General features: G+C 37.2%; 8 protein-coding genes. 3 read left to right on the plus strand and 5 right to left on the minus strand.

The window, feature by feature from the left end; all coding sequences use genetic code 11:
- Positions 1 to 94 precede the first annotated feature (94 nt).
- Genes ACZZZK_RS17605 through ACZZZK_RS17620 form a run of 4 tightly spaced genes read right to left on the minus strand, consistent with a single transcriptional unit; the run spans position 95 to position 4,406 of the window.
- Complete coding sequence (locus ACZZZK_RS17605; protein ID WP_463485251.1) at positions 95 to 2,767, minus strand: carboxypeptidase-like regulatory domain-containing protein; 2,673 nt, start codon at positions 2,765 to 2,767, stop codon at positions 95 to 97.
- Positions 2,768 to 2,777: 10 nt separating this feature from the next.
- Entirely contained in the window at positions 2,778 to 3,617 is an 840-nt protein-coding gene (locus ACZZZK_RS17610) for a GLPGLI family protein (RefSeq protein WP_463485252.1), read from the minus strand.
- 51 nt (positions 3,618 to 3,668) lie between these two features.
- Positions 3,669 to 4,007 carry a hypothetical protein gene (locus ACZZZK_RS17615; RefSeq protein WP_463485253.1) on the minus strand — a complete coding sequence of 113 codons (339 nt, stop codon included), beginning with the start codon at positions 4,005 to 4,007 and terminating at the stop codon, positions 3,669 to 3,671.
- A 60-nt stretch (positions 4,008 to 4,067) separates the two neighbouring features.
- Positions 4,068 to 4,406 carry a hypothetical protein gene (locus ACZZZK_RS17620; RefSeq protein ID WP_463485254.1) on the minus strand — a complete coding sequence of 113 codons (339 nt, stop codon included), beginning with the start codon at positions 4,404 to 4,406 and terminating at the stop codon, positions 4,068 to 4,070.
- Between the two features lie 318 nt (positions 4,407 to 4,724).
- Between ACZZZK_RS17620 and ACZZZK_RS17625 the strand changes: the two genes are divergently transcribed.
- Positions 4,725 to 6,647 carry a tetratricopeptide repeat-containing sensor histidine kinase gene (locus ACZZZK_RS17625; protein WP_463485255.1) on the plus strand — a complete coding sequence of 641 codons (1,923 nt, stop codon included), beginning with the start codon at positions 4,725 to 4,727 and terminating at the stop codon, positions 6,645 to 6,647.
- A gap of 10 nt (positions 6,648 to 6,657) precedes the next feature.
- Positions 6,658 to 7,404 carry a LytR/AlgR family response regulator transcription factor gene (locus ACZZZK_RS17630; RefSeq protein WP_463485256.1) on the plus strand — a complete coding sequence of 249 codons (747 nt, stop codon included), beginning with the start codon at positions 6,658 to 6,660 and terminating at the stop codon, positions 7,402 to 7,404.
- Positions 7,405 to 7,418: 14 nt separating this feature from the next.
- Here ACZZZK_RS17630 and ACZZZK_RS17635 read toward each other — a convergent pair whose 3' ends face one another.
- Positions 7,419 to 11,453, minus strand: a complete 4,035-nt coding sequence (locus ACZZZK_RS17635) for a two-component regulator propeller domain-containing protein (protein WP_463485257.1) — start codon at positions 11,451 to 11,453, stop codon at positions 7,419 to 7,421.
- A gap of 233 nt (positions 11,454 to 11,686) precedes the next feature.
- Between ACZZZK_RS17635 and ACZZZK_RS17640 the strand changes: the two genes are divergently transcribed.
- Positions 11,687 to 14,884, plus strand: a complete 3,198-nt coding sequence (locus tag ACZZZK_RS17640) for a SusC/RagA family TonB-linked outer membrane protein (RefSeq protein ID WP_463485258.1) — start codon at positions 11,687 to 11,689, stop codon at positions 14,882 to 14,884.
- Positions 14,885 to 14,898: the final 14 nt, after the last annotated feature.

Consider the following 14,898-nt stretch of genomic DNA (forward strand, 5'->3'; position numbering starts at 1 on the left):
TAGTACTAATCATCGCTACAAAAGCCAAAGGTTTATATTTGATATCCCTACATTATTATTTAATCGTTCTTTACGATTATTTGAAAATTTTTACTCAAAAAGTAAATGAATACTTGATTAGAAAAGTTCTTGGTCGCAATGGCATTTGGTAAGTTGATAATTGGTTTGCAGAAGAAGTGATTTGTTGGTAGGCTCGCTGATTAATCAAGTTGACGCATTGAAATTCGAAGAAGCTTTTCCAGTTGGTGGGGGCATATTTTAAGTTGAAATCTAAAAACTGATTGCGGATGGGTTCTTGCGAAAACTGGCGGTAAGAAACGAAATTATAAGTTAGGGCATAAGAAAGCGCTGAACTCAAATTGTGTAGCCATTCGCCCTTTATTTTTTCGTTTGCCGATTCATTTTCAATTGGTCCGCTTAAACTTTCCTGTTTATTTAATGATCTGCTTAAGTCTCCGGCCAACGATAGTGTAACTTTCGAAAACAGCTTTTTTCTTAGACTTAATCCCGTGTTCAATTGATAGCTTTTAAAGGGCGTAATCTCACCGTTATAAAAATTGTTTCCTGTTTGCATACTTAGGCTTCCATTTGCAGCAATATTTATTTCGAGTGGAAAGATGTATTTAGAAATGTTGCCATTTAAGGAATACTGATCGATAGTATTCCTGAAATCGATAGCCACTGATTTTGTCAGTCCGCTATCCAAAGTATAAGAATTGATAAAGTTTTGATTTGTTCTGTCGAAGCCGAACATAAGGTTGTAAAAAAGCATTTTTAGTGGCTTTCGGTAAGAATATCTGAAGTTAATGTTAGTCAGATCTGTTTTCGGTAAAGGTGTGTCGTTAAAATTAAATTGCCGGTAGTTCACTAAGATGGTGCCATTGTAAACATCGTTAACTTGTCCAAATTGCGTTTGTTGGGCAAATCTTGCATTCAGCTCACTATACTTTCCCAGGTTTTTTCTAAACTCAATAATTGGGTTCAACACAAAATACGTGTTCTTTTTAGCAGTGCTTTTCTCTGCCTCGGAATAATCGATGTTGTTAAGAGTTGGACTTGCCTCCAAATTAATTGATCCTTTTTTCAAAAGATAAAGTACCGAAATTCGTCCATATAAGCCTAAATTATCAAACCCAATATCGTTTTTAAATTGGTTCCCAACCGATGTGATATTATTGGTGCTATCGGTTTTATATAGTTGGCTGTTTAATCGATTATGTTCGTAAGAAGCACCGGCTGCTGCCGATAAAACAAAGCGATTAAACTTGGTTTTAAAAGTGGCAGATTGATTGATGAATATGTTTTTAGTGCTGGCTTGCTGGTTTAACGCTAAGTAGTCAGCACGACCATTTACAATCTCTTGCTGAATGCCTGGCGCAATTTTCAGGTTTTCATCTATTTTATAATATTGTACCAAACCATTGTATTGCAAAATGTTATTCACGCCTAAAGCCTTTACCAAATTGGTTTCATTACTAATGGATAACTGATTTGTAGGTTGGCTCTGCCCGAAATCTTGCTCATTTTGTATGGTACTGCCATTCCTTTTCCATTTTGGAATTTCGAATTTTGTAATTGATTTCAAATAAATGGATTTGCTGTTTTTTTCAAGTTGCGCTTCGGCGTGCCATTGATTTAATTTGTAAACGTTGTCTTGAAATTCATTAAACCGAATGGTATCGGTATTGCCTAGAAAATAATTTACGGTGTTATTGTATTGAAATTTTCGTTTCAATTGGAGTGTAGATAAATTTAAGCGCAAGCCCCAATCGGCTTTCATTTTTATCAAAGCATTTAGGCTGCCAGCATAGTCATTATTCAATAAATAATACTTTTCTTTCAGGTTAGGCAGGGTTTCACTTTCCATTGATAGGAAGGTTTTAGGTAGTTTTAATGAAACTTCATTATTAAAAGACTGCCCTAAAACCGCTTGTTCGGCTTCGAGATTTTCGCCAATGTTGTTGGTTTTAAAGGTATTAATGGCTTTAATTTTTTTATTGAAGATTAGGTTATTTAGCTCGGCCACGTAAGCCTTATTGCCTGCACCCAGATAAGCCGAATTCACCATCATCGTTTTGGCACTATCGGTAAGTTTAATGTTTAGCGAAACATTATTGCTGCTTACAAAACCATTCAGTGCCTTTACGGGTTGATCCCGTTCTATCACCTGCACCTGCTCTACAGCACCAACAGGAACATTATTGGTGGCCATTTTGTATCGGCCATCTAATAAATTATCACCATCTATATAAACATTGGTAATGCGCTTTCCGTTGTAACTTATGGCGCCATTTTCATCGATTTTAATTCCTGGTAAGCGGTTGATCACATCACCAATTACCCGATCGTTAGATTCCTGAAAACCTTTAACGTTGTATTTCAAGGTATCACTCGATAGGCTGATTTTAGCGTTTGATTTGATGGTAACCTCTGCAAGTTTATAACTTTTTTGCTTAAGCACCACGTTTACCAGCTCGTTGTTCTTTTGTTCAATGGCCTGGTAAAACTGCTGGAAACCCATTGCGGTTACTTTTATAGAGTAGCTTTCATTACCGCTTTGGAAATCACATTTAAACAAACCCTTATCATTTGTTGTACCAAAGGTAACGCCTGCCCCAGCTTGGTTTACGATAGCTATTGATGCCGAAGCAACGGGATTGCCGATACTATCTTTTACCGAACCACTTATAGATACTGTATTTTGTGCGGATAAAAATACCGCACAAAATAATAGTGGTAAAAATAAAAGGAAGCCTTTCGTTAACAAATCTTTGAGCTTAATCGGTTAATTCCAAGGGATAATTAATGGTAAACTTTTTTCTTGGGGCAGCATTACCATTTCCTCCGCTTGAAGTGATCTTATCAACGGTAATTCCGCTATCATTGCCGAACATATTAAAACCATCAGCCTGTGCTTTCTTCATTTGCTCATACTCTTTCATATTTGTTGAAATTGCATCTGCTGGAATATTGATTGGTTTAACGTTTTGCAGATTCTCTTGAGTGACCAATTTTGTACAGGTAAATTTGATGAAATGACGGTCATCATAAGCTTCTAAAATTAATCCGGGTAAACCTTGTAGTTTCCATGGGCCAAAGCTCGCCGGAATATCTGTTGTAAACCAGGCCGTATATTTTCTGCCCTTGCAAATGCCGGTAGCCTTTTGGCAAGTGTAACCCAGTAAATCTTTAGTTTCCTTATCAATCTTCCAATCAATTTTATCAGGAATTTCGGTAATTAAATAACGTTGTTGGGGAGTATTTTTTACAATTGAAATCTTACCATTGTTGGCGTAGATATCATCTTCGGTGACGGGTAAATAGGTGCCCATATCAACTACGTCGCTATTTTTGGCTTCTGCTGCGGCTAAAATAGCCTGAACGGTAGAATCTTGCTTAACTCGGGTTTGACTACTGTAAACACTTTTTTGGGAATTAAAAGCCAGGATAAAATCTTCACTATATAATCTACCCGTTTGGGTACTATCTTTAATGTGGTAAAAATGATAGTAAGCCATTGCGGTAGGTTGATCTTCTTGCCCGCTGCTTTTATATTTAAAGGAATATAAAGCGCCTAATAGTAATGCCGGTAATATAAACTTGAAGTATTTTTTCATTTTATTTTTAATTAAAGAAACCATCCTCTTACTTTATTTAATTTTTACAAATTATGGTTGGTTATGGTAGCAACCGTCAGAACTTGAATTAACGCCTTGCCAAAAAAAGTTGTTGCCAACCAGGAACATGCTCAGGTTATCGGTACCGTCGGGAGCAAATACGTGAATTTGCCATTTAACACCACAGGGATCCGTATATAGGAAAACTTTCTCTCTGCGCAATAGAGCGCTGGTTTCACTTCCAACATTTACTTTCAATATTTTTGTAGATAATGAACTTGTTTCAGCGGTACTATTGATGATAGATGTTGTTTTCACGGGTTTAGCATCACTGGCGAATGATGCAGTTCCTAGCATGGCAAAGGCCAGTGCGATTAATATTTTTTTCATGATTGTTTATTTAATTTTGTGATTGAATACTATTTTGTTGGCAGGTAACCTTAAAAACGATTACATTCTGTAGCAACCCCAATAGTCAGCCATTACATTTCCACGAAAATGAATGTTTGCGGTTTCCCATAATGAGTAGTTAGATGCGCTACTCGGACCAGAAACGTATACCACGTATGATTTGCCACAGGCATCAGTAAAAGTGAAATTCATTTGTCTGCGAAAGAAACCCAGTTTTTCTGCGCTTAGCTTTCCAGTTTCAATGCTGTTATTCCTTTTAAATGTTGGTGTAGCTTCAATTTTAGTTTCTGTAGTTGCATCTCTTTTTGATATTAAATTATTAGCTGAAGCGCTAAAGCCAATTGCGGTGCAAATCAATGCAAAGAATAGTTTTTTCATGATTTTTTGTTTTAAGTAAATGGTTAATAGTTTTTAGAAATCAGAGGATGGTTTCTTATTTCCGATTTGAATTTGTAGAGAAATGTGTTTCAAAAAAACGACTAACCTATAGCCGCTGATGTGCAACTGATATTCGTTTGGTTTCTTTCTATTTCTGCTGTTCGAGTTGAATAAGGTCCTTGAAAAATCAAATAAGTATTGAAGTAATACGGATATGGAATGAAAAACTGCGAATGTTCAACTGATTCTTTTAGCGAAATTTCTATTTATATATTTAGAGAATATTTACAGATTTTAAAGAAGTCAACCTCCGCATTAATGAATATCACTGCAAGAACTGCATTAGCCATTTGCGCTATCTTGAGTTTCCTTTTTATTTCCTCTTGCAGAAATAGGGATGATAAAAGCAACGGCCAGCAAAAGGCCAATCAGGTTGTTATTGGTAAAAAAGATTATTTATCGTTCATCATTGCTCTAGATACGCTCCCGGCGTTTAAGGTTAAAAAAATGATTTTTAAGGAGGATAGTCTATTAAGTAATTCTGCAAATAAAGCCGCTAATCCATATTATCACTATTTCAAAGCCAGAAAATATGGCATGGAAAAAAAACGCGATAGTGCCATAAACGAATATCAAAAGATAAAATCGACCAAACCGAATGATGAATTAGCGCTTTTAAAAACCTATGGAATTCTGGCACAAAACATGGGTAATGGCTCAATGGTTGAGTCTGCGTTGACAAGCAAAATATTTGCTGCCATGAAATTAGCAGAAGGTGCAAATAGCCGACTAACTTATCGTTTTTACGATTTGCTGGCACAGGCTTACTTCCAAAATCAGAACGCAAAAAAATCGTTGGAATATGCAGCTGTTTACTTTAATAATCATCCGTTTAAATCTCATCCGGCAGTTAAACAACGCTATTTTGATATCTCTTTTCTATTGGCTTCCCGGTTGGCAAACTTCAAAAAAATGGAGTTTTACAACAATCAGGCTCGAATATTGGCCAGGCAAATTGGCGATAGCTTAGCACTGGCCCGCACTTACGATAATGAGGCGCAGATTTATAGTCAGCAAGGCCTATCGGCAAAAGCTGTGGCTTCCAGTAAACGATATTTTAACTATCTCAAGAGAACCGATAACCTCAACGATATTGCTTTTAACAATTTGGCCACGAGTTTTACCAGGAACAATCAACCCGATTCGGCCATCAAGTATTACAAAGAAGGTATTGCATTAGAAAAAAATGATTTATCTGGAAAGCAAAAAAGCGTTTATTACAATGGGCTGATTGATGCGTATAAATCAAAGGGAGAATATGCCAAAGCATTGGAAGCTGCGCAAGCATCGCACAGAATTGAACTTAAAAATAATGAAGCCATCGAAGCTGTTAAGGTTGCAGAAATGCATGAGCAGTACGAAACGGAAAAAAAAGATCGGAATATTGCAGAATTAAAAGGGCGGAATAAACTGAATGAAACGATTATTAAGCAACAACGTTCATCGATGTTTTTACTCGTACTTATTTTTATAGGGGTAATTTCTTTCTTTTTTATTATCTATCGCCAGCAGCGACTGAAATCGAAAAATAATTTATTGAAATCAGAAAATCAACGCCTTAACATGGAGCAAAAAATGCTTCAAGCTCAGTTAAATCCGCACTTTATTTTCAATGCCATTGCCAATTTGCAAAGTATAGTAGCATCAGGACATATTGATGAATCGGTACGCTATCTTAAATCATTCTCGGGTTTGCTACGTGGCATTTTAGAACAAAACAGGAAAGATTTTATTGAAATAGCTGAAGAGGTAACTTCGTTAAACAATTACATCCAACTGCAGCAAATGCGCTATGCAGGTGTATTCGATTATCAAATTGATGTAGATCCGCAACTTGATGTGAACGAAACACTCATTCCGCCGATGTTGATTCAACCCTTCGTTGAAAATGCCATTGAGCATGGTTTCCGAAATATTGCCTATAAAGGCTTGCTCCTGATTTCTTTTAAATTAAAGGGTGATTTATTGTTGATTGAGGTGGATGATAATGGTAGTGGATTGGTAGAAAAGCCAGCAAATACGCCGAAAAAACAATCCTTGGCTCAAATTATATTAAAAGAACGGTTTGAATTACTGTTTAAATCAAATAACCAACATGCAGCATTTGAAGTAAAAGACAAAAAAGCACATGGTTGGAGGGGTGTTAGCGTCGAAATTACAATACCAGTTATTAACGATTAAAAAGATTGATATGAAACTTTATATTTTGGAAGATGAAATACGCATTTTGCAACATATTTTGCAAATTGTTAAAAAGATAGATTATTTGGAAGTAGTTGGATTTGCTGCTGAAATAGCAGTGGCCGAAAAGGAAATTCCTGAATTAAAGCCAGATATTATTTTAGCTGATATCCGCTTAAAGGATGGTGACAGTTTTAATCTGTTTCATACCATTGGAATAAACGATTTTCAGGTAGTTTTTCTCACGGCCTATGATCAATATGCCATTCAGGCTCTAAATTTGGGTGCTTTTGGTTATTTGCTTAAACCCATTGATGAGGTATCACTAACCACCACTTTAAACAAATGTTACCACCACCGGGAGCATGAAAGTTTCGGTCAGCAACAATTGGCCATTGCGAAGGACCATTATTTGGCACAAGGTGTAGGGGCAAGCAAGCGTATTGCTTTAAAAAGTGTCGAATATATTGAAGTGGTAGCGATAGAAAACATCATGTTTTGCAAAAGCGATAAAGGTTATACCAGCTTTTTTCTAAATGACGGGCGTGAAATTGTGGTATCAAAAGGCCTGAAGGAATATGAGAGTTTGCTTACGCCGTTTGGCTTCTTAAGGTGTCATCAATCCTATCTGGTTAATTTTAAATACGTAAAAAAATATTATCGGGAAGGTTATTTGCAAATGGAAAATAAGGAAAACATCCTGGTTTCAAGCAGGAAGAAAGAAGAGGTTTTGCGCTATCTGGAGAATATTGCTTAATAGGTTATTTCAACTTAAATGAATTTTTCATCCTGTATAAATTCGCTTGGCGTTTTACCAAAATGTTTCTTAAACTCCAAACTAAAGTATTTCCGGTCGTTAAAGCCTACTGCGTAAGCTACCTCGGCAATATTACCAGCGTTTTGTTTCAATAATTGTGCTGCCCTTTTAATCCTTAAAGATTTAATGAAGTCGTTTACCGAAAGATCAGTAAGTGCCCTGATTTTTTTGTACAATATGGGCTGGCTCATGCCAATCTCTGAAGCTAAGGTAGGTACATCAAACTGGGGGTCGGAGATGTGATTTTCGATGATTTGCATAATCTTCATCAGGAAACCTTCTTCAGTTTTATTGATGATCAGATTGCTGGGTTCAAGCGTAATTACTTGGGCGAACTTATGTTTAATGGTTTCTCTTGCTGTTAATGTGTTTTTGATATTCAGTTCCAGCATTTTTAAATTAAAAGGTTTCATGATATAGGCATCTGCACCATTTTCAAGACCATTAATTTGATGAACATAAGCTGATCTGGCGGTTAATAAAATAACAGGGATATGGCTGGTTCTTTCGTCGGTTTTGATTTTGCGGCACAGCTCCAACCCGTCCATCACGGGCATCATCACGTCACTAATAATAAGGTCGGGGATGAGTTCAATAGCGCTTTCCAATCCTTCCATTCCATTTTCACTTTCCTGGATATTATATTCTGCAGATAAAGCATTTTTAATAAAGCTCCTTACCTCGGCATTATCTTCCACCAGCAAAAGCGTATATCTTTTTTTATCCTGAAAGGCGGGTGTCGTTTCTTCGGGTTGAGGTTCAAACCTTTCTTGTAAATTGTAATTTACGGCATCATCGTAATACACGTAATCTGTAATAAAATCCGAAGAATTAAAATGCGCCTTTCCCGTTTTCAGTTTTACGCTAAAACAGGTTTGGTCGTTTTGACTACCATTTGCCGGCAAACTTTGAAATGAAATTTTACCATGGTGCAATTCTACAATGCTTTTCGAAAAAGATAAACCCAAACCAGTGCCAATGGTGGTATTGGCATTTGCCTGGTAAAAATTGTTGAATAAATTGGCTTGATTTTCCATAGGAATTCCCTTTCCATTATCACAAATTTTAAGGGTAACCAGCTCATTTTCCTGAGAGATTTCCAAACTGATCTTTCCACCGTTTGGCGTAAACTTAAAAGCATTTGAAAGTAAGTTGAACAATACCTTTTCCAGTTGTACTTTATCAAAATACAGTTCTATCTGAGGGCTTGCCGCTTGAAAAGTGTAGTCGATTTCTTTTGATAATGCCATATTTTGAAAGGCCATAAAAATCTCCTTGCAAAACTTTACAAAATCTCCGGGACTCACATGAAGTGCCATTTTACCACTTTCAGCCTTTCTAAAATCGAGCAGTTCTGTTACCAGATTCATCAAACGATCGGCATTGTTTTTAATCGGTTGTAAATCGCGGTTTAATGTGGGGTTATCTTTTGCGTTCTCAATCAATTGCTCCAATGGCCCAACAATTAACGTTAATGGAGTTCGGATTTCGTGTGAAATATTGGTGAAAAATTCCAGCTTGTGTTCATTCACTTCCTTCTCTTTTTTGAGTAGTGCCTTGATCAAAACATAGCGGGCAATTACAAACAGCACGGCGGCAGCCATGCAGAAATAAAATAAATATGCCCACCAGGTGCGGTAAAACGGAGGATTTACAATGATTTTTATTTTTCCGGTATTGGCGCTTAAAACACCATCGTTATTAATGCCTTTAACCAGAAAAGTATAGCTTCCAGCAGGCAGATTAGTGTAGGTTGCTGTTGGCATACTTACTTCGTTCCAGCTTTTTTCAAAGCCATCTAACTTATAGGCATATCTGTTTTTTTCTGGTTTAATGAAATTCAAAAGCGCAAAGCTTAAGCTAAATGTATTCTGATCACTTTCAAAAATCAGTTTATCTTTCAAACTGATGTTTTCATCAAGTAGCCCGTCGTTACCATTAATTTTAACCGTTTTATTCTGAAGTTTCAATTCCGTGATGATCACTTTGGATGCTTTATCATTGCTCTGAATATGATCAGGAAAGAAGCTTATAAAACCGTTGTATCCTCCAAAAAACAGTTCGCCACTGCTGCTTTTAAAAAACGCATTTGCATTAAATTCATTGCCTGGTAAACCATCGGCCACCGTATAATTTTTAAAAGTCTTTTTCAATCGGTTGAACATGGAAAGTCCATTGGCTGTGCTAATCCAAAGGTTTCCCTGGTCATCCTCTATCATGCCCAAAACGTTATCGTGGGGCAAACCATTTCTGCTGGTATAAGACTTAATGGAATTTTTTTTCTGATCGTAGAACAATAGTCCACTATTGTAAGTGCCAAGAAAAATTTCATTCGCTTTGGTTTTTGATATGCAGTTTACATAATAATTGAGCGGTTTATTCAACTGATGATCAAGAACGGAATAAAATCTATTCGTATTTTCATCATAAATAAAAAAACCATTTGTTGTACCGAAATAGATTTTAGCATCGTTAACCATTAAAGCTTTTACTTTCGTAGAGGAAGGAATAGAAGCAGGTAGCCTCAAATCTTTAAATTCGGTTTTATCTGGATTGGAGATTTTGATGCCATTGCGTTGTGTAGCCACAATTAAACGATGAGATTTGGTTTCAACAATTGCACTGATTTCATCGGGTACGTCTTCATTTTGATTGCTGAAATTGAAGCTTTTAAAACGGTCGGTTTTGGGGTCTAAAACATTTAGGCCTCCAGAATGCGTACCAACCCATAATTTTCCATCGCTGGCAAACAAAACTGTTTTAACCAGGTTGGATTTCAGGGCATTTGAACCGCCAGTATTTTGATAGGCTTTAAATGTTTGAGTCGATTTGTTATATAAACTAATCCCGCCGCCTTCAGTACCAATCCATAAATTTTTGTTTTGGTCTTCCGCAAACCCGCTAATTACATTGTTGTTAATGCTCGATTTACTTCGGCTTCTATCATGAACGGTGAAGGCTGTGGTGTAGGGATAATTAATGTTAATGCCTCCAAAATAAGTACCCACCCAGATCGATCCATTATTGTCTTTATATAATTTGTGAACAGAGTTCTGGTTTAAACTTTTTTTATTGTCAGGATCAAATTGCAGATTTTGGAAAGTGAACTTTTGGGTATCCATGATGCTAATCCCATTCAGTGTGCCAATCCATAACTTGCCTGCATCGTCAATCACCATATTCCGAATGGTATTGCTCACGATTGTATTTTTATTGGCAGCTGAAAATTCAAAACGTTTAAATTTTTGAGTTACAGGATCGAATAAATTTAGTCCGTTACTTTGTGTGCTGACCCAAATTCTATAGTTTTTATCTTCGGTGATGTTTGAAATGTAATTCGCACTGATATCTCCAGGGCTTCCGTTGTTTTTAAAAACAGTAGTTTGATATTTGCCTTTTATCAGCACCATTTTAAGTAGACCATTTGAAGTGCCTACCCAAATATTTCCTTGATGATCTTCCTTCACTGACCGTACATTATGGAAAAGACCATCGCCATTCTTAGTGTTGAAGAACTTTGTGATAACAGATAATTTACCGTTTGTTAACAGGTTCAATCCATTCAATGTTCCGATCCAAATATTCCCTTTGCTATCTTCAGTAAGGCAATTAATAACATGACTGCTTAAACCTTTTGCTGTTTTCGGCTGGCTTGCAATTCTTTTAAAGGCATCATTTCTTTCATCGTAAAGATTTAAGCCTACGCTGGTTCCAATCCAAAGCCTTTTTTTTGAATCGGAGAATATAGAGGTTACATAATTGTTAGATAGCGAATTGCTATCGCTTTCAGCGTATTGATAAATTTTAATATGATGACCATCGTAACGGTTTAGGCCGTAACGTGTACCAAACCACATAAAGCCATTCTTATCCTGGCTAATAGAGAGTACTGAAGTTTGCGATAATCCTTTCTCTACTCCCAGATGATCAAATAAAATAGGTTGTTGTGTTTTTGCAGAAAAAGTAATTCCAAAAAATAAGATTGCCAATAGCAAGTTTTTAAAGGAATTCGAAAACATAAGGAATAATTGGTGAATTTGGTTGTGATCCCTTAAAAGTATGGTTTAAAAGCATTTCTGCCAAATTTTTAGAAAATTCACCCTATTTATTTAGAAATTTATCCCTCCTTAAAATGGCTTTCCGCTTATGTTTGTTCAAGCAAGAAGCGCAATCTTAACTGGGTTGTGCGAAAGCAAGAAATAACCAATATAAACTATTAATTATGAATAAACTCTACAATCAGGGTAAGGAGAACATGCGGAAGCGTTTGCCTCATTATTCAACACTATTGTTAGTCATTGCGATTTTTTTAACGGGCACTTCAACCGTTTTTGCGCAAAGCAAAAGCATTGTCGGTGTGGTTACAGATGAAACCAATCAAACTGTGCCGAGTGTGTCCATTTCGGTAAAGGGCACTAAAACCAGCACGCAAACTGACGGAAACGGAAGGTTCAAAATTCAGGTATTAAGCACTGATCAACTGGTGTTTAACTATGTAGGTTATGCCTCGCAAACCATAACCGTTGGCAACAGAACCATCCTTAATGTATCCTTGAAATCAGCAGTCACGGGTTTAAGCGATGTGGTTGTAGTAGGTTATGGAACCACCAAACGTGCCGATTTAACTGGGGCAATTGGTTCGGTAAACATGAAGGATTTGGAACAGGCGCCAGTAAAATCATTCGATCAGGCTTTAGCAGGTCGTGTTGCCGGGGTTCAGGTTTCCACCAGTGATGGTCAGCCTGGCGCTACAGCAAATATTGTGATCCGCGGTGCGGGATCAATTTCTCAGGATAATTCTCCGCTTTATGTAATTGATGGTTTTCCCTCTGAAAACGCGAATTCAAATTCCATCAATCCATCAGATATCGAAAGCATTGATGTTTTAAAAGATGCTTCTGCAACAGCTATTTATGGTGCCCGTGGATCGAATGGCGTAATTTTGATTACTACTAAAAAAGGAAAAGCTGGCAAACCTCAACTCAGCTATAATGCTTATTATGGTTTGCAAAAGGCACCAGAAAAAATCCCGGTAATGGGGCCTTATGAATACGTGAAATATCTTCGCGATCTCGATCAGGCGATTGCAGATTCTACTTATCTTAAAGGTGGAACAACACTAAACGATTACAGAAATGTGCAGGGTTTGGATATGCAGGATTATGTTTATCAAACCGGGCAAAACCAAAATCACGATATTGCTTTACGTGGCGGAAACGATAAAACTACTTATTCCATTTCCGGGAATTTTAACGATCAGAAAGGAATTATTATCTATAGTGGATTTAAGCGTTACCAGGGCAGATTTGTATTGGATCAGCAGGTAAACGATAAACTTAAAGCAGGTATCAATGTAAATTATGCTTACAGCGAAAGCTTCGGTACGCCAATTTCTGCCACCAATTTTTATGCTTCATCCGTGTTATTATATTCGGTTTGGGGATATCGCCCAACCAATGCTTTATCTGGAAAGGATGCTAACTCTGATTTATTAGGCGGTTTGTACGATCCGGCAAATGAAGGAAATTCGGCACAAGATTACCGGGTAAATCCATTGATCAGTTTATCAAACCAACAAACAAAATACAAAACAACCAACCTTGCAGCCAATGGTTATGCAGAATATGCTTTTACGCCAAAATTAAAATTAAGAGTAGCCGGCGGGATAAATAATAATGTGAATGAAACCAATATTTTCAATAACTCCCAAACGCAATCGGGCAGTAAATGGAATTCATCAGGCCCAAATGGTACTATTTCCAGTAGTCCGGTATTTAATTGGTTAAGTGATAATACCTTAACGTATAAAAATACCTTTAACAAAGATCATAATTTAACTGTTTTGGCGGGTTATTCCGCACAGCGAAATAAAAGTTCATTTCGATCAATTTATGCTACGCAGGTAGCCAACGAAAGTTTAGGACTCGATGCCCTTGATCTTGTTCCGGCGGCGAATACGGTGATTTCTGTAAACAGTTCTCGTTGGACACTGATGTCGTTTTTAGGTCGGTTAAATTATGATTTTAAAGGAAAATACCTCGTTACAGCAAGTTTCCGGGCGGATGGATCTTCGAAATTTTCGCCAGCTAACCGTTGGGGTTATTTTCCATCAGCAAGTATAGGCTGGAGATTTAGTCAGGAGAACTTTTTAAAAGATCAGAAATGGCTGTCGGATGCTAAGCTCCGTATTGGGTATGGCGAATCAGGAAATAACCGGGTAAGCGACTTTGCCTATTTGCCTCAATTAAATTTAGCGAATACACAGTACTGGTACTCTTTTAATGGCAAACCTGTAGCCATAGGTTCGGTAATTACCGCTGCCGGAAACTACGATCTAAAATGGGAAACCAACGTGCAAACGAATATCGGTTTAGACCTTAGCTTTCTTAAAAATCGTTTGGGTTTAACGCTTGATGTTTACAAACGCACTACCAACGATTTATTGTTGAATGCAAATCTGCCTTTCGCAAATGGTGTGCAAAGTGGAACGGGTTTCAAAAATATTGGAAGTTTAGAGAACAGGGGATTGGAAATTACGTTGAACAGTACAAATATTGTGACCAAGAACTTCCGTTGGAGCAGCAACTTTAACATCAGCTTTAATAAAAATAAAATTCTGGAATTAACCGAGGGGCAGAATTCACTACTTTCAGGCTCGGGAACTTTCTTCGATACCAGTTTTAGAGGTTTATCGCCATACATTTCGGTAAAAGGTCGCTCGGTAGGAGAGATGTATGGTTTAATTTTCGATGGCATTTACCAGTACAGCGATTTTGATCGGATGCCAAACGGCACTTATTCGCTTAAACCCAATATCCCGAATAATGGTGCAGCAGTTCAACCTGGTGATATTAAGTACAAAGATTTAAATGGCGATTTAACCATTAACGCAAATGATTATACCATCATCGGTAGGGGATTACCGATCCACACAGGTGGTTTTAGCAATAACTTCAGCTATAAAAACTGGGATCTGGGTGTTTTCCTGCAGTGGAGTTATGGCAATAATATCATCAACGCCAACCGTTATGTTTTTGAAGGCGGAATTGTAAGAAATTTCACCCTTAACCAATACGCAACTTACGAGAACCGTTGGACGCCAACCAACCCAAGTAACGAACTTTATAAAGCAGGGCGGTTTGTGAATCCCAATTATTCTTCAAGAGTTGTGGAGGATGGTTCGTATTTAAGATTGAAAACCGTTCAGCTTGGGTATAACTTCAGCAATAAACTGGTAAAAAGCATTGGCATGTCTAGATTACGATTAAACGCCTCAGCACAAAATTTACTCACTTTTACCAATTATTCAGGTTTGGATCCCGAAGCTTCTGCCCGTCCGGGTAACTTAACGCCAGGTTTTGATTATGGCACTTACCCGCAATCATTTACCGTAACATTTGGTTTAAACGCAACATTTTAATCATCATTAAAAAT

The organism is Pedobacter sp. AC163 (genome assembly GCF_979258665.1).